Source organism: Emticicia fluvialis (assembly GCF_024793945.1).
Taxonomy (GTDB): domain Bacteria; phylum Bacteroidota; class Bacteroidia; order Cytophagales; family Spirosomataceae; genus Emticicia; species Emticicia fluvialis.
The window spans coordinates 90,222-114,239 of sequence record NZ_JANUSD010000002.1; the positions used below are offsets into that span (position 1 = coordinate 90,222).

General features: G+C 42.6%; 21 protein-coding genes. 10 read left to right on the top strand and 11 right to left on the bottom strand.

Going from position 1 to position 24,018, the window contains the following annotated elements; genetic code table 11:
• Nucleotides 1–282 precede the first annotated feature (282 nt).
• Together NZ848_RS02300 and NZ848_RS02305 are read left to right on the top strand one after the other, a co-directional pair.
• Complete coding sequence (locus NZ848_RS02300; protein WP_259014186.1) at nucleotides 283–978, top strand: gamma-glutamyl-gamma-aminobutyrate hydrolase family protein; 696 nt, start codon at nucleotides 283–285, stop codon at nucleotides 976–978.
• A 22-nt stretch (nucleotides 979–1,000) separates the two neighbouring features.
• The gene (locus tag NZ848_RS02305; RefSeq protein ID WP_259014187.1) at nucleotides 1,001–2,560 is read left to right on the top strand and encodes a phytoene desaturase family protein; all 1,560 of its coding nucleotides are present in this window, start codon (nucleotides 1,001–1,003) and stop codon (nucleotides 2,558–2,560) included.
• Nucleotides 2,561–2,596: 36 nt separating this feature from the next.
• On the opposite strand, the gene NZ848_RS02310 is transcribed toward NZ848_RS02305, so the two are convergent.
• Nucleotides 2,597–4,276: an N-acyl-D-amino-acid deacylase family protein gene (locus tag NZ848_RS02310; protein WP_259014188.1), complete on the bottom strand. Its 1,680-nt coding sequence runs from the start codon at nucleotides 4,274–4,276 to the stop codon at nucleotides 2,597–2,599.
• Nucleotides 4,277–4,385: 109 nt separating this feature from the next.
• Nucleotides 4,386–4,886, bottom strand: coding sequence for a dihydrofolate reductase (locus NZ848_RS02315; RefSeq protein WP_259014189.1), 501 nt, complete (start codon nucleotides 4,884–4,886; stop codon nucleotides 4,386–4,388).
• Between the two features lie 131 nt (nucleotides 4,887–5,017).
• Here NZ848_RS02315 and NZ848_RS02320 point away from each other — a divergent pair, with 131 nt between their 5' ends.
• Nucleotides 5,018–5,899 carry an EamA family transporter gene (locus NZ848_RS02320; RefSeq protein ID WP_259014190.1) on the top strand — a complete coding sequence of 294 codons (882 nt, stop codon included), beginning with the start codon at nucleotides 5,018–5,020 and terminating at the stop codon, nucleotides 5,897–5,899.
• Nucleotides 5,900–5,955: 56 nt separating this feature from the next.
• Here NZ848_RS02320 and NZ848_RS02325 read toward each other — a convergent pair whose 3' ends face one another.
• The 7 genes from NZ848_RS02325 to NZ848_RS02355 all read right to left on the bottom strand — a co-directional run bounded on the left by NZ848_RS02325 (nucleotide 5,956) and on the right by NZ848_RS02355 (nucleotide 11,978).
• Nucleotides 5,956–6,705 carry a hypothetical protein gene (locus NZ848_RS02325; RefSeq protein ID WP_259014191.1) on the bottom strand — a complete coding sequence of 250 codons (750 nt, stop codon included), beginning with the start codon at nucleotides 6,703–6,705 and terminating at the stop codon, nucleotides 5,956–5,958.
• A 133-nt stretch (nucleotides 6,706–6,838) separates the two neighbouring features.
• Nucleotides 6,839–7,975: an iron-containing alcohol dehydrogenase gene (locus NZ848_RS02330; protein WP_259014192.1), complete on the bottom strand. Its 1,137-nt coding sequence runs from the start codon at nucleotides 7,973–7,975 to the stop codon at nucleotides 6,839–6,841.
• A 110-nt stretch (nucleotides 7,976–8,085) separates the two neighbouring features.
• The gene (locus tag NZ848_RS02335; protein ID WP_253533696.1) at nucleotides 8,086–8,784 is read right to left on the bottom strand and encodes a zinc metallopeptidase; all 699 of its coding nucleotides are present in this window, start codon (nucleotides 8,782–8,784) and stop codon (nucleotides 8,086–8,088) included.
• A gap of 53 nt (nucleotides 8,785–8,837) precedes the next feature.
• Nucleotides 8,838–9,317 carry a D-glycero-beta-D-manno-heptose 1-phosphate adenylyltransferase gene (rfaE2, locus tag NZ848_RS02340; RefSeq protein ID WP_259014193.1) on the bottom strand — a complete coding sequence of 160 codons (480 nt, stop codon included), beginning with the start codon at nucleotides 9,315–9,317 and terminating at the stop codon, nucleotides 8,838–8,840.
• Nucleotides 9,318–9,580: 263 nt separating this feature from the next.
• A complete protein-coding gene (locus tag NZ848_RS02345) occupies nucleotides 9,581–10,561 on the bottom strand; it encodes a lysylphosphatidylglycerol synthase transmembrane domain-containing protein (RefSeq protein ID WP_259014194.1) in 981 nt (326 codons plus the stop codon).
• Nucleotides 10,558–10,908, bottom strand: coding sequence for an aspartate 1-decarboxylase (gene panD, locus NZ848_RS02350; RefSeq protein ID WP_101727585.1), 351 nt, complete (start codon nucleotides 10,906–10,908; stop codon nucleotides 10,558–10,560). The genes NZ848_RS02345 and panD overlap by 4 nt, the downstream gene beginning before the upstream one ends.
• 167 nt (nucleotides 10,909–11,075) lie before the next feature.
• Complete coding sequence (locus NZ848_RS02355; RefSeq protein ID WP_259014195.1) at nucleotides 11,076–11,978, bottom strand: alpha/beta hydrolase; 903 nt, start codon at nucleotides 11,976–11,978, stop codon at nucleotides 11,076–11,078.
• 351 nt (nucleotides 11,979–12,329) lie between these two features.
• Between NZ848_RS02355 and NZ848_RS02360 the strand changes: the two genes are divergently transcribed.
• From NZ848_RS02360 to NZ848_RS02370, 3 genes are all read left to right on the top strand, one after another.
• Nucleotides 12,330–14,537 (top strand): carbohydrate binding family 9 domain-containing protein, encoded by a 2,208-nt coding sequence (locus NZ848_RS02360; RefSeq protein WP_259014196.1) that lies wholly within the window; start codon nucleotides 12,330–12,332, stop codon nucleotides 14,535–14,537.
• A 1-nt stretch (nucleotide 14,538) separates the two neighbouring features.
• Entirely contained in the window at nucleotides 14,539–15,240 is a 702-nt protein-coding gene (locus NZ848_RS02365) for a hypothetical protein (RefSeq protein WP_259014197.1), read from the top strand.
• A 121-nt stretch (nucleotides 15,241–15,361) separates the two neighbouring features.
• Entirely contained in the window at nucleotides 15,362–16,219 is an 858-nt protein-coding gene (locus NZ848_RS02370) for a hypothetical protein (protein WP_259014198.1), read from the top strand.
• 80 nt (nucleotides 16,220–16,299) lie between these two features.
• Here the strand turns inward: NZ848_RS02370 and NZ848_RS02375 are convergent, their stop codons facing one another.
• Nucleotides 16,300–17,508 (bottom strand): chorismate-binding protein, encoded by a 1,209-nt coding sequence (locus NZ848_RS02375; RefSeq protein WP_259014199.1) that lies wholly within the window; start codon nucleotides 17,506–17,508, stop codon nucleotides 16,300–16,302.
• A gap of 423 nt (nucleotides 17,509–17,931) precedes the next feature.
• On the opposite strand from NZ848_RS02375, the gene NZ848_RS02380 reads away from it, so the two are divergent.
• Nucleotides 17,932–20,757, top strand: coding sequence for a DUF7133 domain-containing protein (locus tag NZ848_RS02380; protein ID WP_259014200.1), 2,826 nt, complete (start codon nucleotides 17,932–17,934; stop codon nucleotides 20,755–20,757).
• Nucleotides 20,758–20,798: 41 nt separating this feature from the next.
• Nucleotides 20,799–21,848 carry a sugar phosphate isomerase/epimerase family protein gene (locus NZ848_RS02385; protein ID WP_253533705.1) on the top strand — a complete coding sequence of 350 codons (1,050 nt, stop codon included), beginning with the start codon at nucleotides 20,799–20,801 and terminating at the stop codon, nucleotides 21,846–21,848.
• Between the two features lie 150 nt (nucleotides 21,849–21,998).
• Here the strand turns inward: NZ848_RS02385 and NZ848_RS02390 are convergent, their stop codons facing one another.
• The gene (locus NZ848_RS02390) at nucleotides 21,999–22,301 is read right to left on the bottom strand and encodes a PqqD family peptide modification chaperone (protein WP_259014201.1); all 303 of its coding nucleotides are present in this window, start codon (nucleotides 22,299–22,301) and stop codon (nucleotides 21,999–22,001) included.
• 216 nt (nucleotides 22,302–22,517) lie between these two features.
• Here NZ848_RS02390 and msrB point away from each other — a divergent pair, with 216 nt between their 5' ends.
• Complete coding sequence (gene msrB, locus NZ848_RS02395; RefSeq protein ID WP_253533707.1) at nucleotides 22,518–23,081, top strand: peptide-methionine (R)-S-oxide reductase MsrB; 564 nt, start codon at nucleotides 22,518–22,520, stop codon at nucleotides 23,079–23,081.
• 67 nt (nucleotides 23,082–23,148) lie between these two features.
• On the top strand, nucleotides 23,149–23,958 hold the full coding sequence (locus NZ848_RS02400; RefSeq protein ID WP_259014202.1) for a helix-turn-helix domain-containing protein: 810 nt from the start codon (nucleotides 23,149–23,151) through the stop codon (nucleotides 23,956–23,958).
• Nucleotides 23,959–24,018: the final 60 nt, after the last annotated feature.

The window sequence follows — 24,018 nt, forward strand, 5'->3', positions numbered from 1 at the left end:
AACCTTGATTTTAAATTGGATATGGTTTTAAATTGATCAAAACAAATTTTTCTGAAGTGTAGATTGTAAACTAATTTAAATAGGATATTAGTCTGTATAACCAAAAAGCCTGATGTGCATCACTTGCTTTTGGCACAATTAATTGCAATTTTTGCGTGTAATGTAACCGTAAAATTAACAAAAATCATACCATTGAATATTTTTTTTTGAATATATAAGCCTTTATGATAATAAACCCTGAGTAACTTATTAAGAGGATACATAGTAAAAATAAACTGATAAATGAGCATTATAATTGGCATTACTGACTGCGGCGACAAACACCCTATCTATGAAAAATGGATACTGGGGCAAAATACTGGCATAAAAATAATCAGGCTGGGATACCGGCAGAATAACCTGGATGATATAAAGCTTTGCGATGGTGTGCTACTGACAGGCGGAGAAGATGTGAATCCGCGGCTTTATTTCAAACCCGAGAATCTGCCCTTGTGCAATCCTGAATTTATGGATGAAAAAAGAGACGAATTTGAGTGGAAGGTATGTGAGTACGTTTTCGCAAATAAGGTGCCTCTACTGGGCATTTGCAGAGGTTTGCAATTGGTAAATGTGTTTTTAGGGGGTACACTGATAGGTGATATACCGAGTATTGGCAAGAACAATCATTCAAAATATTATGAAGGAAAAGACCGATACCATCAGATAGAAGTATCTCCTGATTCTACGCTGGCGGGCATTGCCGGAGCCACCAGAGGAGAAATTAATTCAGCGCATCATCAGTCGGTTGATATTCCGGCCCAAACCTTGAAAATCAATGCATTGTCTGAAGACGGTATTGTGGAAGGGCTGGAGTGGAAAACTCCGTCAGACCATGCGCTTACGCTGGTGCAGTGGCACCCGGAGCGGATTGAAAATGAGCATAACCCGTTCAATTACCGTATAAGAGAAGTTTTTATCAACGCCGCTTCTGGTAGATGAGCTATTATAATTGAATGTATCTATGATTTACGACTCGGTTATTATTGGTGGTGGGCACAACGGGCTGGTGGCTGCCTGTTATCTGGCTCAAGCAGGCAAGAAGGCGCTGGTGCTTGAAAAAAATGATTACATAGGCGGAGGCACAACTTCGCAAAGGGTATTTCCGGATTATGAGGCCTACCTGTCGCGATATTCTTATCTGGTAAGTTTATTTCCTGAAGAGATATTTCATGAGCTGAATATTCATGTGCAGCTATTACGCAGAGCAGTAGCTTCTTATACGCCGTACGTTCAGGATGGAGTGCACAAGGGCTTACTGATAAGCAATGTAGATGAAGAGGTGTCGAGAAAGTCAGTTTTAGATTTAGGATATGGTGAAGCAGAGTGGGAGGGGTATCAGGCCATACTGCAAAAACAACAAACTTTTGCCGGGTTGATTTGGGATTCTTTTTTGCAGCCTCTGAAAAGTAAAGAAGAATGGAAAGCCTTTTTTGAAAGCCAGGGACATGCAGAATTGTGGAATAGCTTTGTAGAAGAGCCAATCGGGCAATTAATTGAAACCAATGTGCAGTCAGATATTCTCCGCGGAGTGCTGATGACTGATGCCAAAATTGGGTCTTACACACATGCGCATGACAATAGTTTGCTACAGAACCGAACGTTTATTTACCATGTTGTTGGCAATAAAACCGGTGAGTGGCGTGTGCCACAGGGCGGCATGGGGAATCTGGTTGCCCAACTGATTAGCAAAGCGCAAGAATTGGGCGTTGAACTAAAAACGGGCGCATCAGTAGAGCGCATAAAAACAGGGGAGGTTGCCGAAATAACATTCAGCCGGCATACCAGTCAGCAAATGGTAAAGGCAAAAGATGTACTGGTAAACGCCGCACCACGAGTGCTGGAAAAACTGCTTGGCAACAATGCCCAACCACCTGTAAGTATTGAAGAAGGCACGGCCTTCAAGATAAATCTCCTGTTGAAAAGATTGCCTCAATTAAAAGACAAAAGCATAACCCCCGAACAGGCGTTTGCAGGTACATTTCATATCAATCAGTCTTTTACTCAAATGCAGGAGACATTCAGGCAGGCTGCATCAGGTAAAATCCCGGCTACCATTGCCTGTGAGATTTATTGTCATACAATCACCGACTCTTCTATTTTGTCAGATTACCTGCAAGCCCAAGGCTATCATACCATGACCGTATTCGGGCTTGATTTGCCGTATGAGTTGTTTATAAAAGACAATGAAGCAGCAAAAGCCGAAGTAGTAGACAAGTTTCTGAAAGGAATTAACGAATATTTAGCCGAGCCTATTGAAGATTGTCTTGCTCAGGATAAAAACGGCAACTGGTGCATTGAAGCCAAAAGCGCTGTGGATATTGAAAAAGAACTGGGCATGCCACGGGGCAATATTTTTCATAACGGGTTGTCGTGGTTTTATGCTGAAAGCGATGATGCCGTTGGAAAATGGGGTGTAGAGACACCATGCAACCAAATATTACTCTGCGGCTCTGGCGCGGCCAGAGGGGGTGCCGTAAGCGGCATACCCGGCAGAAATGCCGCAAAGCTGTTAATAAATTAATAGAGGCGGCTCTTAAAGCCGCTTCTAAGACAAATCTTAGGGTTTCCAACCGGGGCCTTTTACAAATCTGCCCGGCTTAGCATCTGTGTGGGTGCCGCTATTTAATACCTGCTGCCCGTTTACAAACACATGCACCATGCCCTCAGACAACTGATGTGGTTTTTCAAAGGTGGCTTTATCGTGCATTCTGGCCAAATCAAACACCAGTACATCGGCATAGTGGCCAACTTTCAGGCGTCCTCTTTTCTTTACTTTCAGGTTGTCGCATGGTAGAGATGTCAACTTCCGGATGGCCTCCTGCAGGCTAATTACTTTTTCGTCTCTTACATATTTGCCAATTAAGCGTGTAAAGTTGCCATAAGCACGTGGGTGTGCGCTAGATTTAATAAAAACCCCTTCAGGGGCCATAGAGGAGGCATCAGAGCAAAAACTCATGTACGGCAGCATTATCTGCTTTTTTACGTTTTCTTCGCTCATCAGAAAATACACTACATCTACCCTCGAATCATCATTGATTACCAGATCCATTGCGGTTTCATACCATGTTTTCTTTTTCATGGCGGCCACTTCGCTCAGGGTTTTGCCCAGGTATTTTTTCAGGGAATCCTGCTTGAAGCCAATCAGTAAGGTTTTGTCAGGCCCGGCAGCCAGGCATAGGTTTTCCCATTCTTTTTGCCTGGCCTGCATTTCTTCACCAACTTTTATTCTGATAGTTTTTTCTTTCAACCTTCTGCGCCATTGAGGCAGGCCTCCTTCCTGCACCCAAGGGGGCATGGCAGCATCAAGACCAGTGGCTCCGGCCACATAATTGTACATATCAGTAGTAATGGTAATACCAGCCTTACGGGCGCTATCAATCTTGGCAATTACTTTATCCATTTTCTGCCAGTTATCTTTTCCGGCGGCTTTCAGATGGTAAATTTCAGAGTGTATGTTTGCATCTTTTGCAATCTTAATGATTTCATCTACGGCTTCTTCCAGCTTATTACCCTCGCTTCTGATGTGTGATATATACATACCTCCGTATTCAGAAGCGGCTTTGGCTAATTCGGTTAACTCGTGCGTATTGGCATAGGTGCCGGGCATGTAAATAAGCGATGAGCCTACGCCCATGGCTCCTTCCTGCATGGCTGTTTTAACCTGCTGCTTCATTCTTTCAAGCTCATCAGGTTTTGGCGGTCTGTTGGCATAACCCAGCTCGTTAGCCCTCACGGTGGCTGCCCCTACGAACGACGCCACATTGGTAGAAACGCCTTTTTTTTCAAGGTATTGCAGATACTCACCCAACGTTGTCCATTCAATTTTGTATTTGATATCGCCCTGAAGTTTTTGTTCATAGGCCTTTACCGAATCGCTTAAGGGCCCCATCGAAGTGCCTTCTCCCATTACTTCAAGCGTAACGCCTTGCATGATTTCGCCCATAGAACGGCCGTCATGAATCAGGCTTTCGGTACTCCAGCTTAGCATATTTACAAAACCAGGTGATACCACCAGGCCTTGCGCATCAATTGTTTGTTTGGAACCTGACTGGCCCGATAAATTACCTATAAAAGCAATGGTATCGGCATTAATGGCGATATCGGTTTTTTGAGGTTCACCGCCGTTACCATCATATATCATTCCGTTTTTAATGATGATATCGTAACTGGCTTTTTGCTGGCAGGAGGTAAGTGTCAGGACAATAAGCAAGCTGGTCAGAAGAGTAAGGTATCGCATGTGGCTAAAGTTTAAGAAGTATAATACAAGTTAACAGGTGGATAGAAACCTTTAAAACATTGAATTGAAAGTTTTGGGAATAGATGCCACAAAACCTTTTTAAATAGGCCTAATCAGGCTTTTTTTCATAAGTCAGTATAGAAATAGCATAAGGTGTGTTTTCACCGGCCTTGAATTCTTTCTGCTCAGTTATCATGAAATCCTTTTCATCAAATAAAGGGAAGAACGCATCACCTTCAAAAATGGCATGAACAATTGTGAGGTATATTTTGTCTGCTAGAGGTATAGCCAGCCGGAAGATTTCTTCCCCACCCAGCACAAATACTTCTTGCTGGTCATTACATTTTTCAATGGCTTCTTCTAAACTGTTTACCACCTCAAAGCCCGGGTCTACCTCATAATCCAGCTGACGGGTAATAACGTAATTGCCTGCGTCAGACCAGATACGGTGGGGGTTGTCGTAGCTTTTACGACCCATAATCATCTTTTTACCCTTTGTTACCTTTTTCAGATTATCCCAATCGGCAGCAATGGGCTCCCAGGGCAAAGCGTTGTAAAGACCAATGGCCCGGTTTTCACTCATGGCAGCAATTAACGAGACAACGGGCATGTGTAAAGAGTAGTTAAGGTAAAATAAAGTTTAAAAATATCCATTTTTTGTGTTTTAGCAAGCGGTTGAGTGTCTGATTTTTTTACCTTTGCTGCTATACGCTCTAGAACACCTGTTAACCTTTTACCCTATTGTACAGCAATACGCTCATACTTTTACTGGCTGTTTTGCTAAGAATTGTCGCTAATCCGCTGGCCAATGTTTTTCAAAAGAAACTAACAGTCAGCGGGGTTTCGGCGTTAACGGTCAATTTTTTAACCTACTTCATTTTAGGTGCAGCCTGCCTTATTTTTAGCGTGAGGCTTGACTGGCACACTATTAACGCTGAATACTACGTCTATTCTGTTATTATGGGATTGTTAGGCGCATTGGGTAACCTTTATCTTGTAAAAGCGCTGCAGATGGGCGACCTTTCTGTTTTAGGGCCTATCAATGCATATAAGGCGGTTATCAGCATGTTAATCGGGCTTTTTGTTTTAAATGAAATCCCAAGTGTGTTAGGGCTGGCAGGAGTAGGGCTGATTATTTTCGGGAGTTACTTTGTGCTGAATACTACAGAAGACGGATTCTCGTGGGCCCTGTTTAAGCGCAAAGAAATACAATACAGAATATGGGCCATGATACTGACAGCCACTGAGGCAATTTTTGTAAAAAAGGTAATTCTGGTTTCGTCGGTTACGCAGGCCTTTTTCAGCTGGTGCTGGTTTGGCGCTTTGTTTTCTTTTGTTTTATTGTTATTTAATAAAATACCCTTGAAAGCGGAGATGCAAAAGCTGAACCCCAGGGCGGTAACTTACATTTGGTTGCTGGTGGGCTGCATTGGTATTGCGCAATTCTCTACCGGATTTATATTCGACCGCATGCCCGTTGGCTATGCACTGTCTTTGTTTCAGTTGTCGGTTCTGGTAAATATATTTCTGGGTTACCGTATTTTTAAGGAAGAAGATATTCTAAAGAAGCTGATAGGCGCCATTATAATGATTGCAGGCTCAGTATTGATAATTTTGTTCTGATATAAAAACATCAGGCTTATACGTGCTGAAATAAGCCTGATGAATAATAAGTAAAATTACAAAGTATCGTAGTATCTGAAAAGCTCAATGAGCCCTGCTTCGGTTTTCAGGTTAAGGTTATTTTGTTTCACAAATTGCTCCATCACGGGTCTTTGTGTTTTGGGGAAACTCTGCAAGGCTTTTCTGCCAGTTGATACTACCTGTAGCATATCATCCTGGATGGTAAAAAATTTATGAGATTTCCTGAATTCTCCTTCATAGCCAGCATCGCCTCCTGATGGTTCATATCCGGTTTTATCAGTAAAACGTGAACTTAAAACACAATCATAGCCTTTCAGTAAGATGTTCTTTCTCAGGTATAGGGTTTCCAGAAATACATTGTCATATTTGCGGAAAGTATGACCTTCAATAGTAAATTCATCTGGTCTTATGGCCACGGCATCAGCACCGGCATTTTTTACAATATAAAGCACATTCTGCTCAATATTATAGGCCATCAGAAAGGTTACATCCTGCCCGCTTTTGGCGCTTAATTTGCCTTTATACCACCCGTTTTTAAAAAAGGGCGTACCCTTAAAAACCTTCGTAAATTCTTGTAAAGAGTTATTAAGCGAATGCTGCAATTTATAATGCGCAACAAGAGTAGTGTCGCCTTTTTCATTCACAACAATTCTCGTGTCGTTGTTATCAGATGCTTTTGCCTCTCTGATAAAATAATTATAACTTCTGGCAGGATTATATAATTCTTGCGCTGCAATATACAGTGGCAAAACCACCATAGCCAACAAAAGTAGAAGTGCTTTCATAGTTTTGAAAAGAATACGAATAAATATCTATAACAAAAATAACAGATAAAAAAGCATTATTCCTAGAAACTCTTTGAGTATTTCCGGAGGTTGCTGTTGTATTCTTAACTATCTATGCGCAGACTTCGCTCTTTTAGAGGGCTTCCAGATACAAAGCTTTAAAATCAGCCCTGCTTACCGGTTTCGGATTGTTAGGGTGTGCAAAGTCGGCAATGGCCAGGTCGGCTAATGTTTCTATGTGTTCATCCCGTACGCCGATGTCTCTTAAGCGATGCGGGATATTTACACGGCTGTTGAGGTCAAACAGGTAATTAACCACGGCCTCACCTGATTCATCTTTCAAGTCTAGTGTTTGTGCAATTCTACGGAATTTTCCTTCAAAGCCGGCTATATTAAAACGCATGCCATAAGGTATGTTTACAGCATTAGCTAACCCGTGGTGCGTATCAAGCAATGAAGAAAGCGGATGCGCCAGCGAATGTACTACGCCCAGCCCTTTCTGAAATGCAATGGCACCCATCATTGAGCCTAAAAGCATTTTACTGCGGGCCTCAACATCAGGATTCTTCACTGCTTTTTCAAGCGACTGATGAATCAAAGAAATGCCTTCTAAGGCTATGCCATCGCATATTGGATGGTACATTTTAGCCAGAAATGCCTCCATATTATGCGTGAGTGCGTCCATTCCTGTTGCTGCTGTAACAAAAGGAGGGAGGTCCATTGTCAATAATGGGTCGGCAAAAACAATTTTTGCCAGTAATTTAGGCGAAAACAATATTTTTTTCTGGTGGGTCTCGTCGTCGGCAATGATTGCGCTTCTACCTACCTCACTTCCGGTACCCGATGTAGTAGGTATGGTAATAAAGTGCGGCACATCGTTAGTAACGTAGATATCTCCACCTATTAAATCATCATATTTAAATAAGTCTTCTCTATGGTTAATACGTAGCACAATGGCTCTGGCTACGTCCATAGCTGCACCGCCGCCAATACCAATAATGCTGTCTCTTTCGGTGCTATGAAAAGCTTGGTCTCCTTTGTAAACGTCTGATTTCACAGGGTTTTTATGGATGTCTGAGAAAACCTCTGTACTGATACCTTTGGCATTTAGGTTTTCAACAATTCTTTTCAGGAAGGGCAATTGCGCTACCACGGGGTCTGTTACAATAAGCGGCTTTGAAAGATTATTGTCTTTCAGGTAATCGGCAAGTTCTTCTACTGCACCTGCTCCGAAGCGTATTTTAGTGGGGAAGTTGTAGGTTAAAATCACAATGAGAAAACGATTAGAATGAATAAAAAACAGAAAAACCATCAATCAAACAAAAGTAATTAATATGCTCGTTTGATTGATGGTTTCGCACTATTTTTTTGCTTACAGGCTTAGTCTCGTCTGCCCAGAAACATGCTCAGATAATACAACAGGTTAGCTACTGCACCCGCCGCCGATACCACATACGTAAGGGCAGCCCATTTCAAGGCATCTTTGGCCATGTCGTGTTCACGGGTGTTTACTACACCCCTTGACTCCATCCAGGCCAAAGCCCGGTTACTGGCGTCATATTCTACCGGAAGCGTAATTAAGGCAAACGTAGCAATTATAGCGTTGGCCGCAATTAAACCCAGTAACACCATTTGCGCCATTGGGGTATTTCTTGAGAATATATAAGCCATAAACATGAACCCGAACATATAGAAGAAGTTCATGGCGTTGGTGGCCACATTCACAACAGGTACCAGTGCCGAGCGCATTTTAAGCGGTGCATAGGCCACAGAATGTTGTACGGCATGCCCGCATTCGTGAGCCGCTACGGCAGCAGAAGCTGCACTATTGCCATTGTACACATCATAGCTCAGGTTTACGGTTTTATTGAGCGGGTCGTAGTGGTCGGTAAGCTGGCCTTCTACCTGCGTAATTCGTACATCATATATACCGTTGTCGTTAAGCATTTTGCGTGCAATTTCAGCGCCGGTCATTCCATTAGATAAGCCAATCTGAGAGTATTGGGCAAATTTGCTTTTAAGCCTCGACGAAACAGCCAGACCCAGCAACATGAAAACAATACTTATTACAAAAATCATAATTATAAGTTTTCGTTAATATTTAATTAAACGACTGATTTTGAATCAAGGTATCAGCCTAAATCCTTTATTTTTTTAATAATTGAGGTAGTAGAGTATCCGTCAACCAACGAAATAGTCTTTACCTCTCCTCCTCTGCCTATAACAAAATCTGCTCCAACAATGTTCTCAATGCTGTAATCATTTCCTTTCACCAGAATATCCGGACAAAGTGTCTCAATTAACTCCTGCGGTGTGGGTTCATCGAACAAAATGACAGCATCTACAAATGCAAGGGCCGACATCATGCGTGCTCTGGCGTATTCGTTCACAACAGGGCGGCTCGGCCCTTTTAATCTACTTACCGATTCGTCTGTATTCAACCCAAGCACCAGCTTGTCGCCCAGATTACGCGCCTTTTCCAGATAATCGATATGCCCGAGATGAACAATATCAAAGCATCCGTTTGTAAAAACGATTTTCTGGCCTTCAGATTGCCACTCTTTTATTTGTTTTTGTGCTTCTTCTTTATTTAGTATTTTCGATTCTGTCATGTGATTTATAATTGCTAAATAATGATAACTAAAGGCTTGTACTTATATTTTGTATATTGAATAAAGAGAAAGTATTAATTACAGTAAAAATTTTGAACCACAGAGTGGCACGAAGTTGAATGCACTGAGTTCCACGAAGCAACAGTTGAAAGATTTTGAACAGAATTAGCAGTAAAACTCCGTGCTGAACCCGGTGTAACTCTGTGGTAAAATATTGTCAATCTATTAGAAAGTTAAAGAAATCTACCCTCAAATCAAACAATTTACGCCTTTTTCCTGGGCAATATAAACGTCAGCAAAAAGGCTGTAACACCAAAGATAACCACAAAGAACAGTCCTTGCATGGCGTGTAAAAAAGTAGCCAGCGTGATGCCGTCCTGCTCTGAAAGCCCATATAAAACTACAATGCTGCCAACCAGAAAATGGTAACTGCCGATGCCTCCCTGCGTGGGTGCTGCCATACCAATAGAGCCCATCACAAAAATGGTCAATGCCGCTAATGGCGACAGGTTAGCGGTTTCAGGTAAAGCAAAACACAATACGTATGTGGTTATATAATATAGCGTCCAGATTAAAACAGTATGGAACACAAATGCTCCCGGATTTTTAAGATTGCGCACACTTAAAAAACCACTGGCTAGCCCACCAATAAACCCGCTTATTTTCTGATAAAGCGGAAGTTTCGAAATCCTGTCAATATTACGTTTAAAGGTAAAATAGGCCATAATAACCAGAATTAACAGGGCAGTTCCAATACTTGCCAACAGAACCGGATTCTTGAACTTGTTGCCAAAGAAATTAAAGAAGAATGTGCTTAATCTGTCAAATTCCAGAAACAAGTTGAGCAGGATGAGCACCAGTAAAACCAACACATCTGCAATGCGTTCTGCTACCACAGCTCCGAACGATTTTTCAAACGGTATATCCTCCAGCTTATTAAGGGTACCACAACGGGCAAATTCGCCTGCCCGCGGAAAAACCAGATTGGCCAGGTAGCCCACCAGAACTGCCAGCGTTGTTCTGAAAACCGAAGGCTTGTAGCCCAGGGGTTCAAGCATTAACACCCACCGGTATGCCCTGCTCCAATGAGCAGCCAGAGCAAGTATGGCAGATAAACCCACCCAGCGATAATCAGCCTGTTTGATTTTTTCCCAGAGGGTGTTCAGGTCTATGTCTTTAAAAACAAACCATAATAAACCTGCGGCTACAGCCAGTGAGATAACATATTGCAGTATTTTTTTCATTTTACAAGACGATTATTCTCATCAGGAAAAACAACCAGTGGTTTGTGGGTTTTAGCCTCCTCTGGCGACATCCAAGCATAAGAAATAATAATCACTATGTCTCCCACCTCGGCTTTTCTGGCCGCGGCTCCGTTCAGGCATATAATACCAGAACCCCTCTTGCCTTTAATAGCGTAAGTTTCAAGGCGTTCGCCATTATTGTTGTTCACAATCTGCACCCGTTCGTTCTCCATAATACCCGCGGCATCAAGCAAATCTTCATCAATTGTAACGCTCCCAACATAGTTGAGCTCGGCCTGGGTTACTTTTACTCTATGGATTTTCGACTTAAAAATATTAACAAGCATATTTACCTTCCTTTTTGAATGTGGTGCAAAATTATAAAATTGCTCATTAAACAAACGTTGAGGGATTGAATAAAATTCCTTACGCCTTATTTGGGCCGACTGACCAGCGCGGATACAATAAAAGCTCCCACAGGAGCCTTCATTTTTTTTATAAACATGAATAAAGGTTATTTTGAAGCCACTGTAACACCATTGGTTTTCAGAATCTGGTAAAAGAAATGCACATGATAAGGCAAAGAGTTCTGCCAGTATGGCCAGGTATGGGCACCGGGTCTTTCTGTGTAATCGTGGGGTACATTGGCATACAGCAGCCTTCTGTGTAATTCCCGGTTGGTATCAATCAGGAAATCGTCTACACCACAATCTATAATAAGAGGCATACCATTTTTCTTGATGGTTTCAACCATATTGATGATCGAGTTTTTAGTGTATACATCATCTTCCGGATTATCGGTACCCAATAGTTTGTTAAACCGGTCTTTAATTGACTTGGCGTAGTCGGCACTGATTTTAAACTTCGTCCAGTTCATGTCCATGGCACCACTCATGGTTCCTGCGGCACAAAACAATTCAGGGTGCCGCGTTGAAAGATACATAGCGCCATGCCCACCCATTGACAGCCCCGTTATTACACGTCCTTTATTGCTTTTTACAGTACGGTAGGTGGCATCTATTTTCTGAATTACTTCTTTGGTAATATAGGTTTCAAATTTACTGGCGGCATCAAACGGGCTGTCAAGATACCACCCGAATATTTCTCCTTCAGGCATTACAATAATCATATTATATTGGTCGGCCAGGTTTCTTACAGTCATTTTGTCTGGCGTTTGGTTCAGCCAGTCGCGGAAGTGTGCCGAGGCCCCATGGAGTAAATATAAAACAGGATAAGATGCTTTGCTGCCTGCATAAGAAGACGGCAATACCACAGCGGCTTTATAGGATTTGTTCATAACCTTGCTGGGTACATCGAGGGTATCAACAGTTGAAGCGCCTGCATAGTAGCTTGAAATAAGCAACATCAGCAGAAAACTCCATAGCGTTGGTGTTGAAGTTTGTTTTATTATCGTCATTATCAGGTGATTTTTATTTTCTTTAGGTACTTTGCCCGTTGTAAGGCAAGCAGACTGGCAACACTGGCAAATCTAATGAATTTATATAATTTTTCATTGAAGAAATAAAACATAAAAGCGAATATGCGCCAGTTTTTGCACTATTTTTGTCGATTTTCTGTAAGCGGGTTTATAAGAAATGTACAAATTGGAAAATTAACAAATGGTTGTTTTTACCTACTTTGGGCGGTCTGGTCTGAGGCATATTTTTATGTAAATAAAAACAAAAGAATATTTTTTTCTTTTGGTAATTAACCTGCTGTTGCTTACCACTTTATTGTTACTTTTGCACCCTTGTAAAGCTACACACGTATGATTAGAAAACTACTTCCTTTTTTGTTTATTATCACACACCTTTCTTTTGCTCAGGACGCATCGGTATTCAAGCCTGATTCAATAAAAAAGACAATTGAAGCCAAAGCTATTACCTCTTCGCTGAAAGTAGACGGCGTGATGAATGATGCCGAATGGAAACTGGCGCGGCCTGTTTCTGATTTCATTCAGATTGAGCCTTTTCAGGGCAAGCAGCCCAGTCATAAAACCGAGGTAAGGGTTTTGTATAATAAACATTACCTGTATTTTGGGATTTTTGCCCGCGATTCGCTGGGGAAAAAGGCAATCAGAGCTACTGATTTTAAAAGAGATTTCAATATCAGACAGCACGACCTGGTGGCTTTATCGTTTGATGGGTTCAATGATAAACGTAATGCCATGGCGCTTGTAACTAACCCCTATGGTGTGCAACGAGACCTGTTGTCTTTTGATGATATTTATTATGACCTCGACTGGGACGGCCTGTGGCGCGTACGCACCACCAGAACTGACTCTGGCTGGGTAGCTGAAATGGCAGTGCCTTGGCAAACGTTACGGTATCCGAAAACCGCTCAACAGGCTCAGGACTGGGGCTTTAATTTCTATAGAATCCGCAGGCTTACTAACGAACATACTGCTTTTTCGCCCTATCCGCGTTCGTTCAGATATACACGTATGGACTATGCCGGCACGCTAACCAATCTGCAGCCACCGCCACCATCAACCAATATCAGAGTGCAGCCTTATGTGCTGACCTCATTTGACAGATACCGGAATTTCAGCAACAGGCCTGATGATAATAATTTGAAGGTTGGCGGCGAAATAAAATGGGCCATTAACCCCAATGCAATTCTTGACCTGACAGCCAATACAGATTTTGCACAGGCCGATGCCGACAGGCAGGTAAACAACGTAACACGGTTTTCTGTGTTTTTCCCTGAAAGACGGCAGTTTTTTCTGGAAAACGCTTCTTTGTTTGGGGTAGGTATAGGCCCCAGCGATGATTTGGCTGGCGGAACGATGCGGGTTCAGCCATTTTTTAGCCGCAGAATAGGCCTGGATGATAGCGGTAATCCGATTCCGATTGATGTGGGAGGCCGATTCGTTTACCGTTCGCTTAAAAGAAACTATGGTGCCATAGCTATGCGCCAGCGTGAAGTAGGTGATACCCCCGGCACAAACTATTTTGTAGGCAGGTATTCAGAAAACTTTGGAAAGCAAAACCGTCTGGGTGGATTAATGACGGTAAAAAACAGGCCTGATGGTTCTAATATTACGGGTACCATCGACGGGTTCTTCCGGCTAGGAGAGTCTCACTCCTTAAACACAATGGCGGTTTATTCTACTTCTACTGACGGAGGTAAACAGGGTTTTTCAGGTCTGGCGCAATACTATTATACCACCAATCAGCTGAAAGTGTGGTGGACACAGTCTGTGGTAACCAAAGATTTCAATCCTGAACTGGGCTTTGTGTCCAGAAGTAATGTTATAGGTACCACCCCCGGAATATTTTTCTATAACAGGGGTAAGTGGATTCCGTTCAAGAAATTTGTAAGAGCCTTTGAGCCCGGCATCATGACAGAGTTTTATCATCAGGCTTCTACCGGTAAGCTCATTGAACGCCAGTTGAATCTGAATCCCATCTGGTTTAATTTCCAGCGCGGTGGCTTTTTTGGTTATCTGGTTAATCCCACCTATCAGCGGCTTACAGAGCCATTTCAACCGCTGGGCGTTTATATAGGGCCGGGCGAATACAATTATGTGCGCCACCAGATTTATGCCAGTACAGACCCCTCAAAGGTTATCAGTCTGAATACAGAGTTTAACTGGGGTACTTACTTTGACGGCCAGTTAAACGGGCACGATATACGTATGCAGGTGGCGCCCATACCGCATGTGTCAGTTGTGGCAAGGTATAACCGTAATCATTTCAGAAATGTAGGCGAGCAGAAGACTACCACCAACGTAGACCTTTATAGTATTGAAGGCCGGTTTGCACTTAATCCGCGTGTACAGTTAATCGGATTTTATCAGAAAAATTCAGAGAACCGGTCGCAGAATTATAATATACGTTTGTCTTGGGAATACCAACCCTTATCGTATATTTACATTGTCTTTAATCATAGAGGGTTCGACAACCTCCAACTGAAACAAACGCAGACAGAAGACCATGTAATTGCCAAATTGAGTTATTTAAAACAATTCTGATATGAGACTTTTGCTGCTGTTAACTGTGGCTATCTGCCTGTTTAATGCCTGTTCATCAAAAAATAAGGAACAGAAACCAGATTCGGTTGCTTTGCCAACCACTACCGGCACTACGCCTTTGGCCAAAGAAGACTGGGAGTGTATTGCAGGCGAAAAGGCAGGAGTGATAACCGCTATTACCAGCGAACAAGAACTGATTGAAAAACTGGGCAGCGCGAATGTAAGCGCACATGATACCGTTTTTGGGGCTGAAGGCTTTTTCTCTATTGGTACCATTCTTTTTAAAGGTACTCCAAATGAAGCCCAGATAGTATGGAAAGATACCACCCATTTCAGAAACCCCGAATACGTTGAATTAGGCTTTGCCCCAACCGGACAAGAAGGCCAAATCAAGTGGTTTACTAATACCGGAATAAAAGTGGGCACTACCCTGAAAGAACTGGAACAGATAAACGGAGGCCGTTTCAGGTTTTCCGGGTTTGGTTGGGACTACGGCGGAACCGTAGTTGACTGGGCGGGAGGCAAGCTGGCTGACCCTCATTCGCCCGGTTTGCTGTCCGTTATTCTGGCTTATGAGTTTGAGAATCCCGCCTTACAAACCGTGGCTGATAAACTGCTGGGTGATTCTGCCTTTGACTCAACCGACCCTAATGCCCAAAAACTGAATCCGTATGTGGCTCATTTTATCATCAGTTTTAGGTAATATTACATTTTTAATAATAAAAAAATGTCTTAATGACTTAAAAATCAATTGTTTATTTTTTATTTGTAGTCTGTTTATTAAGTTCACTATCAAACAATAATAGCTTAAACCCATTTACAACATGGCAACCAAAAAGAAAACCGAAACCGATAAGACAGAAGAATTAGAAACAACGTCTGATGCAGTATCTGATACCAAGGCTGCCATAGAAGAAAAAGTTGGAAAGGGGAAAAAGAAATTGGCGGAAGTGAAAGCTGAAATTTCAGAAAAAGTAGACGAAGCTAAAGCAAAAGTGGAAGAAGTTAAGGAGGAAGTTGTTGAAAAAGCTGAAGAGTTTAAAGCAGAGACAGAAACCGCCGCCATAGCTTTAGAAGAAAAACTGGCTGAAGTAAAACTAGAAGCCGCAGTTGAGCTGGAAGAAATAAAATCTGATGCAAGTGATGCCATTGCCACAGCAGAGGCCAAAGCGGAAGGCGTAAAAGAACAGCTAAGCGAGAAGGTGGAAGATATAAAAGAAGATGTGGCAACAGCTATTGGAGCCGCCAAAGAAAAAGCTAAGGAAACAGCTGCTGAGGCTGCTGATAAGTTTGAGGATTTAAAGGCAGAGGCCAAAGAAGCAGCAGCATCGGCAACTGCAAAGGCCAAAGAAGTGGCTGCCGAGGTAGCAGAGAAATTTGAAGACTTTAAGGAAGAAGCGAAAGAAACAGCTGCCAAGGCAAAAGCCAAGGTGCAGGAGTTTGCTGCTGAAGCAACCGAACAAATTGAAGAGTTAAAAAATAAGTATGCTTCAGAAGAAAAAATCAATGAGTTAAAGAATCAGGCGGCTGAAAAACTGGAAGATATTAAAGAAGATGCTGCCGATGCCATAGAAACAGCCAAGGTAAAAGCACAGGAACTGGCCAATGAAGCAACTGAAGCGGCAGATAAAGTTACCGAAAAAGCCAGAGGGTTCTGGAGCCGCTTATTTGGCAAAAAGTAATTGGATGCTTTTTTACGTTTAAATACGAGCGTGCAATGGTAACTAATACTATTGCACGCTTTTTTTAAAATCCGGAAATGCTAAGCAAGGTATTTACCGAGGGTCTGCAATTTTAATTCGGTCTCAATCCACTCTTTTTCAGGGTTTGAATCTACGGTAATCCCGCATCCGGCATATAGTGTGGCAATGCCGTTCTGTAATTTCATAGTACGCAGGTTAACAAAGATGTGTGACTCCTCCTGAATGTTAACCGGGCCCAGAAAACCACTGTAAAACTCGCGGTCATACTTTTCGTTATCCAGTATGAATTGTCTGGCCGGCTCTTTGGGCATGCCACAAACGGCTGATGTCGGGTGCAGTAAATCTAGCATAACCGTAGCCAGCTGTGGGAAATTGATATCAACGGTGTCAATTGTAAAGTCCATTCGCAGGTGCATCAGATTACCGGCAATTACGGTTTTGGGGCCGTCTTCTTCAAACTCACGCACCCTTATTTTCTTAAGGCAATTTACAATATACCTGCTCACCAGCGCATGCTCTTCTATTTCTTTTTGTCGCCAGAGTGCTTCAGATGTTTTAATAAGGTGGCCGTCTGCATCATAGGCCGACTGAGTACCTGCAAGTGCCATCGTGCGGAACTTGCCTTCTGCGTCCTGGCTCACCAGAGTTTCCGGCGATGCCCCAATCCATATAATACCTGAACTAGGTATCGACACCACAGAGACAAAGGCGGTTGGGTAAGCAGCACAAAGTTTATCAAATAAGGTAACAATCTCAAAATCTGCCGGAATGCCCATCTTTTTTGTACGAGACAACACAACCTTCTGAAACCTGCCTTCCACAATCTGATTTATGGCTTCATTCACTTCGGCAATAAAATCTTCATGGGTTGTAGATGCTTCCTGTGGTTTATCGGCGTGGGTATGGGCAGGTTTTAACCCTGCTCTCTGGGCATTAATTAATTCAATAAAACCGGGGTCAACTGAAGACGGACTGATAACTTCCTCAAAACTTTCAGGATTTGAAGTATCTGCAAAAACGTAATGTAAATCAGCTTTAATAAAATAGGTGTCTTTACCCTCAGGATTGATGAAAGGAGAAAACGCAAAACCCGGCCCGAACTCCTCAAAATCAATCTTTACCTGTTCCGGGCTTTTAAGAAAAGAGGTAAGAAAATGTCTGTCATTTTGTTTAGGCAAACGCCACATCACGGTTGGTAATCCTACTTGTAAGGCTGCATTCCAAAGTGTTTGCCTGAAACTGTTTGTCCTTGAAGTCGCTGTTGTCATATCCTGAAACTATACCTTAAGCAAAAGCTAAGATATGTGGTAATTAATTGTACAATTACAATATACAACAAATATGATTTGAAAACCTCTCAAAAAAAAGCAGAAGTTTTTATGATATAAGTTTTTTGGTTGTTTTTTGTTTAAAATGTACAAAATCCGGCCGGCATTTCTTTAAAACTTCGTTCCTTTTAAGCACATTTTAACTGGCAAACCCTGAATCTGCGGCATGCAATTATAGGCTTCGGCCGCACCTCCATTTCAAGGCAGTTTACGCCAGATAAGCCCTGAAAGCATGGAGTAAGAGAACAGTTATTTCTTAAAGTGCTGATTTGCCGTTTTAATTGGGCAATTTGTCGATTTCTTTGGTTAGATGCTCTACAAAGCATTATTTTTATTGAAATATATTATTTTTCAAATAAAAAAATGAAAGTATCTAAGAATGGCCATCACGGAGTATTGAAAACCTGCCTGCTGATTGCTGCTTGTCTGTATATCATCAGTTCATGCAAAGTAAAACAACCTTTGCAAAGCCAGGTATCTTCAACCACCGAAACTCAGCAAGACTTAGTGCAGGGTGTAATTAAATCATTTTCAGCCGGTCTGCCTAAAAGTACACTGCCAGCAGGAGCAGACCCGGAAGGTGGTGATTGGAAAGGAATAGATTTGGAAGAAAAACAGCCCGTTAAGCCACTTTATGCTTCAGAAGAAGCAAAGCACTTTCTATTGCCTCCCGGTTACAAGATTGAGCCGATTCTAACAGAGCCGGCCATTCAGCAACCCGGAGCCATTGCATTTGACGGCAACGGACGTATGTATGTGTTAGAGTTACGGTCTTACATGCTCAACGCCGATTCTAAAGACGAACTGGAACCCACCAGCCGGATTTCGAGATGGGAAGACAAAGACAACGACGGAGTTTATGAAACAGGTACTACTTTTGTTGATAACCTGATTTTTCCCCGGTTTGTGTTACCTTACGGCAAAGACTGTGTTTTAACGATGGAGTCTGATGCCGACAATGTCTATAAGTATACCGACACTGACGGCGACGGTAAAGCCGATAAAAAAGAGCTTTTTACTAATAAATATGGGCGTTCGGGTAATGTTGAGCATCAGCAGGCTTTTATGTACTGGGGCATGGACAACTGGCTTTACAGCACGGTTAATGCGTTCAGGGTACGTGAAACACCGGGTGGTGTGATTCGTGAAAAAACCGGATTTAACCGTGCTCAATGGGGTATAACCCATGACGACGACGGCAAACTGTGGTTTCAGGGTGGTGCCAGTGGTTTACCTTCTTATTTTCAGTTTCCGATACATTATGGCAATTTTGAAGTGCCGGGCGAATTTGCCAAGGGTTTTGATATACCGTATGGCGCTGCAATTAAAATATCTGATATGCAGGGTGGGATGGACGAAATCCGCCAGCCGGATGGCTCATTGAAGCGGGTAACGGGTTCAGCCGGAAACGACGTGTTTCGTGGTGACCGTCTTCCCGAATCCTTGAAAGGCCAGTATTTTTATGGAGAACCTGTGGCAAGGATTGTCCGCCAGATTAATCCGGTTGTAAAAGACGGTTTAACAACCCTGCATAATGTGTATCAGGACCAGCAATCAGAGTTTTTACGTTCAACTGACCCGCTTTTCAGGCCTGTTGACATGGCAACTGCACCCGATGGCACCATGTATATAGTAGATATGTATCATGGCATTATTCAGGAAGGGCAGTGGACACAAAGAGGAACGTACCTGCGTACAAAAATAGAGCAATACCAGTTAGATAAAGTGGTAGGGTTAGGGCGTATCTGGCGTATTACCTATGAGGGCAAAGAGCGCAACAAAACCAAACCTAAAATGCTGAACGAAAAAACATCAGCATTGGTAAAGCACCTGGAGCACCCCAACGGCTGGTGGCGAGATGCCGCCCAGCAATTGATTGTGTTAAGAAAAGACCCTTCAGTAGCGCCTGCTTTAGAGAAAATGGCTTTGGGTAGCCCTAACGTTCTGGCAAGAATACACGCCATCTGGGCGTTAGAAGGCCTGAACGCACTGAAGAAAGAAACCGTACAGAAATTGTTTAATGACAGTAATCCACGTATCAGGATACAAGCCATGAGAGCCGGGGAAACACTCTATAAAAACGGTGAAAAAGAACTGGAAGCCAATTTTAAGGCAGCATTGAATGATGCAAATGCTGATGTGGCAATTCAGGCCATGCTGAGCGCAAAGTTTCTGAAACTTCCTGAACTGGAAAACAACATTAAAGCCATAGTGGCTAAAAACAAAGCAACCGGAGTAAAACTGGTGGCAGACCAGATTATTGCCCCTGTAAGACCCCGAAGCGGCTTGGGCGTTGCCGAATTAAGCAAAAGCCAGCAGGAATCACTGAGCCGGGGGGCGGTTATCTACAACGAATTGTGTTCGCAGTGCCATGGTAATAATGGCATGGGTACTCCTGCAGGAGACGGCAAATTGCTGGCACCTGCACTGGCGGGTTCCGCAAGAATACAGGCACATCCTGAATATGCGGTAAGAGTAGTGCTATATGGCATGGAAGGCGCCATAGAAGGTAAAACCTATGCCGGCGGAATGATGGCCAGTATGAAAGAGCAGTCTGATGAGTGGGTAGCCGATGTGATTTCTTTCATAAGAAACGGGCTTTCGAACGATGCTTCTTTGATTTCGGCCGATGCAGTAGCTAAAATCAGACAAAAAACAGCTGGGCAGACAGGTATGTACCAATACGCAAGTCTGATACAGTCAGTACCGCGCGAATTACAACAACGTGAGGGATGGAAAGTAACTGCCAGCAATACAGCCTCTACCCGTATAGGCGGTAATGTTTCGCCAACTACTGCATTTACTTATGAGGGTTGGTCAACAGGTGTAAAACAAGAGAAAGGTATGTGGTACCAGATAGAGTTTCCTACTGAAACAGCCGTGAGCGAAATACAGTTTAATTCGGCCGCAATGGTTAAGAAAGGCTGGGTACCCAAACCCAATACATCATTCGGGCAAAGGCCAATGGTGCAAACCCACCCCAGAGTTTACAACGTAGAAACCTCATCAGACGGGGTCAACTGGCAGTCAAATCTGGTAGCAGGTAAAGGGAATGATGGTGATAATATCATTGCTTTGAACCCCAGAAAAGCGAAGTTTATCAGAATAAAACTCGAACAGGGGCTTGAAGGCACCGAAGACGACATACCCTGGACTATGAAACAGCTGAAAATTTTTGAACTCAATTAAGGATTCATTTTTGTAATATATCAAGGAAAAATAATTATTCAATGGAAAAATCAAACAATCCCTCAGTATCTCGCCGACAGTTTCTCGGTACCACCGCTGCCCTGGTGTCGGGTTCAGTATTGGCAAGCAGCCCAATTTTCGGAGCACCTGCATATATCAAAAATCTTTTCGGTCCTAATTCATTAATAAACGGAGTGCAGATTGGTGTTATTACCTACTCTTTCAGAGAAATGCCAGACCAAAGTGCTGAGGCAATTCTGCAATATGTTTTAGAGACCGGTGTAAGTGCCATAGAATTGATGGGCGACCCAGCCGAAATTTATGCAGGAAAACCCAAGAGCAGCCTTGATATGCGTTCTCTTTTTCCGTTGATGAGAAAAAGAAACGAGAAGAAGGAACTAACAGAAGAAGAAAAAAAGAAACTGGAAGACGGAGAAGCGCAGATGAAATCTTATAACCAGGAAGTTGCCCAATGGAGACAAAGCGCATCAATGACCAAGTTTGAAGAGCTGGGCAAAATATATAAAAAAGCAGGTGTAAGTATCTACGGCTTCAAACCGAATGCCTTTGGTCGTAATAATACAGATGCCGAAATCGAGTTTGGTATGCGCGCTGCCAAAGCCTTAGGCGCTAATCAGGTAACGCTCGAACATCCATCGAACGACGAGCATACGCTTAAACTGGGTACTATTGCACAAAAAGTTGGTGTAAAAGTGGGGTATCATGGACATGAGCAGCAGACCTATACTTTCTGGGATACCGCTTTGGCGCAATCGCCTGCCAATTCGCTCAACCTCGATTTGGGGCATTTTGTTGCCGCAGGGAATCCGAACCCGCTGGATATCATCAAGCAAAAGCATGACCGCATCGTAAGCATGCATATTAAAGACCGCCAGACACCGGCGCACGGCAAAGGGAATGTAGTATGGGGGCAAGGAGATACGCCAATCAAAGAGGCATTGAATCTGATAAGGGTCAATAAGTACAAATTCCCGGCAACTATTGAGCTTGAATACAAAGTGCCTGAAGGTTCAACTCCGGTAGCTGAGGTAAAAAAATGCCTTGAGTTTTGTAAAAATTCATTGAGCTAAACAGTCTGATTTTTAAAATAAAAGGTCTCTTACGTTTCTGAAAAATGTAGAAGACCTTTTATGTATCCGCTAATCTTTTGCCTTAACGAAGCTCCAGACAGAATTATAATGGCAATTTCAGGAGCGTTAGCACTTAAGGTATAAATATTATTAGCCCGCTATAACAAGCATATTCTCTTTTTGCATCTCTTGCAGATACGCCAGGGTTTCAGTAGTACACACTTCGGCATCAATATCGTATTTCTCAAGCAGTTGTTCAATCAGATATTCAATAGTTACCTGCTGGGCAGTTAACTCCCATATATCGGCTGCCACAGGGTTAAGGCCAAGGAAATCTCCAGTTGCCAGATTCATCATAACTGCCTCATCTCCCAAACCGGAAACCATAAATGCTTCGTCATTACGGTTAACTTTTGTCTGAAGATTCTCAATTGTAAAGGTTGAAGTTTGCACTGTAAAAATGTATTGTTTTAAGTCTGCAAATATAGCCCTTATATAGTAAAAAACCACATTAAAAGCCGAAAGCTATTTTGTACGTAAAACCCTGAATTGTTGGCTGACACAACCACCGGTGCGCAATTGTAATTTAGTGCATTCAGTTGAACATTTACCTGGCAGATAATGTTTTATTGATAATTATCTGTAAACTTTAGCCCTGCATTAAAAATTATGATTTCACTAGAAAAAAATAAATTATTTGGCTTGCTGATAGTCTTATGTACTATTCCGGCATTGGCCAGTTGTCAGAATAAATCTCAACATAAAAGTATGTCATCGCAAGTAGAACAAGAGAAAAAGGGGAACCCCTATTATTCGCTGACCAGCAAAGAGCCTTTGCAAGTGAGCGATGTTGAATGGAAAAAAGTTTTGCCGCCTGATGTATATGCTATCATGCGTGAGAAAGATACCGAGCGCCCATTTACCGGTAAATTCTGGAACTACACAGGCAAGGGTACTTATCATTGTGCTTCTTGCGGCAATAAGTTGTTTCGTTCTGATGCCAAATTTGCCAGTATGTGTGGCTGGCCCAGCTTTTTTCAGCAGGACGATAAAAAAAGCATAGTATTCAAAGACGATTTTACACACGGTATGCATCGTATCGAAACGCTATGCGGGCGTTGCAACGGCCACTTGGGTCATATTTTTGATGATGGCCCTGAGCCAACCGGCAAACGTTATTGTATGAACTCCATTGCGCTTGATTTCATCCCTGATGATAAATCACAATTGTAAAACAAGATTGTTAGAAATAAATCCAATAAGGGCTTTTCGGTAAGAAGAGCCTTTTATTTATTATAAAATGAAGCACCTGCGCACAGGACAATTTCATGGGCAAACCAACCAGACTGTTAATCTGGGGGGTGTTACGCTTACTGATACCGAATACACACTGGATAAAGTAGACTGGCATTACCATGAAAACGCCTATTTTACTTTTATTCTGCAAGGCAATGTGATCGAAGGAAATAAGAAGGAAGTGTATAACTGCGAGGCAGGAAGCCTGTTGTTTCATCATTGGCAAGAGCCACACTATAATATTAAACCACCGGGCTTCACCCGGGGCTTTCATGTTGAACTGGCGCATGATTGGTTCAGGCATCTTGATTTCGACATCAATCATCTTACCGGTAGTATTCATGTCTTAAACCCCGATTTGAAAATACTGCTTTATAAGATTTTCAGGGAATCTAAATTGTCTGATATCACTACCGAATTGAGCGTGCAGACTATTCTGCTTGAATTACTGAGCAGAATGCATCAAGACCAACAAACTGCATTGCATGGTAATCCTATTTGGGTAATAAGGCTCAGAGAATTACTGCATGACAACGTCACTGAGAATCTGAGCCTGTCTGAGCTGGCACTTCAACTCGGCATCCACCCTGTTCATCTTTCCAGAGACTTCCCTAAGTACTTTCATTGCCGGCTGGGCGAATACATCAGAAAACTGAAAGTTGAAAAGGCCCTGTCGCTTCTAGCGCAAAAAAACAAATCTCTCACCGATATTACTTATGAATGCGGCTTTGCAGACCAAAGCCATTTTGGCCGTTGTTTCAAAGCTGTAAATGACGTTACCCCTTTGGCTCATCGCCGTGTGCTTTTCGGCTGAGACATGTTAATTCTGTTCTATTTCAGGGCGCAGGTTTAGTGTATCTTTGTGCTTTTAACA

Coding starts and splice junctions, on each gene's coding strand:
- NZ848_RS02400 (WP_259014202.1), top strand. CDS start 23,149: ATGAAGCACCTGCGCACAGGACAATTTCATGGGCAAACCAACCAGACT.
- NZ848_RS02385 (WP_253533705.1), top strand. CDS start 20,799: ATGGAAAAATCAAACAATCCCTCAGTATCTCGCCGACAGTTTCTCGGT.
- NZ848_RS02310 (WP_259014188.1), bottom strand. CDS start 4,276: ATGCGATACCTTACTCTTCTGACCAGCTTGCTTATTGTCCTGACACTT.
- NZ848_RS02380 (WP_259014200.1), top strand. CDS start 17,932: ATGAAAGTATCTAAGAATGGCCATCACGGAGTATTGAAAACCTGCCTG.
- NZ848_RS02360 (WP_259014196.1), top strand. CDS start 12,330: ATGATTAGAAAACTACTTCCTTTTTTGTTTATTATCACACACCTTTCT.
- NZ848_RS02375 (WP_259014199.1), bottom strand. CDS start 17,508: ATGACAACAGCGACTTCAAGGACAAACAGTTTCAGGCAAACACTTTGG.
- NZ848_RS02355 (WP_259014195.1), bottom strand. CDS start 11,978: ATGACGATAATAAAACAAACTTCAACACCAACGCTATGGAGTTTTCTG.
- NZ848_RS02365 (WP_259014197.1), top strand. CDS start 14,539: ATGAGACTTTTGCTGCTGTTAACTGTGGCTATCTGCCTGTTTAATGCC.
- NZ848_RS02300 (WP_259014186.1), top strand. CDS start 283: ATGAGCATTATAATTGGCATTACTGACTGCGGCGACAAACACCCTATC.
- panD (WP_101727585.1), bottom strand. CDS start 10,908: ATGCTTGTTAATATTTTTAAGTCGAAAATCCATAGAGTAAAAGTAACC.
- NZ848_RS02325 (WP_259014191.1), bottom strand. CDS start 6,705: ATGAAAGCACTTCTACTTTTGTTGGCTATGGTGGTTTTGCCACTGTAT.
- NZ848_RS02305 (WP_259014187.1), top strand. CDS start 1,001: ATGATTTACGACTCGGTTATTATTGGTGGTGGGCACAACGGGCTGGTG.
- NZ848_RS02345 (WP_259014194.1), bottom strand. CDS start 10,561: ATGAAAAAAATACTGCAATATGTTATCTCACTGGCTGTAGCCGCAGGT.
- NZ848_RS02335 (WP_253533696.1), bottom strand. CDS start 8,784: ATGATTTTTGTAATAAGTATTGTTTTCATGTTGCTGGGTCTGGCTGTT.
- NZ848_RS02315 (WP_259014189.1), bottom strand. CDS start 4,886: ATGCCCGTTGTCTCGTTAATTGCTGCCATGAGTGAAAACCGGGCCATT.
- NZ848_RS02370 (WP_259014198.1), top strand. CDS start 15,362: ATGGCAACCAAAAAGAAAACCGAAACCGATAAGACAGAAGAATTAGAA.
- msrB (WP_253533707.1), top strand. CDS start 22,518: ATGATTTCACTAGAAAAAAATAAATTATTTGGCTTGCTGATAGTCTTA.
- rfaE2 (WP_259014193.1), bottom strand. CDS start 9,317: ATGACAGAATCGAAAATACTAAATAAAGAAGAAGCACAAAAACAAATA.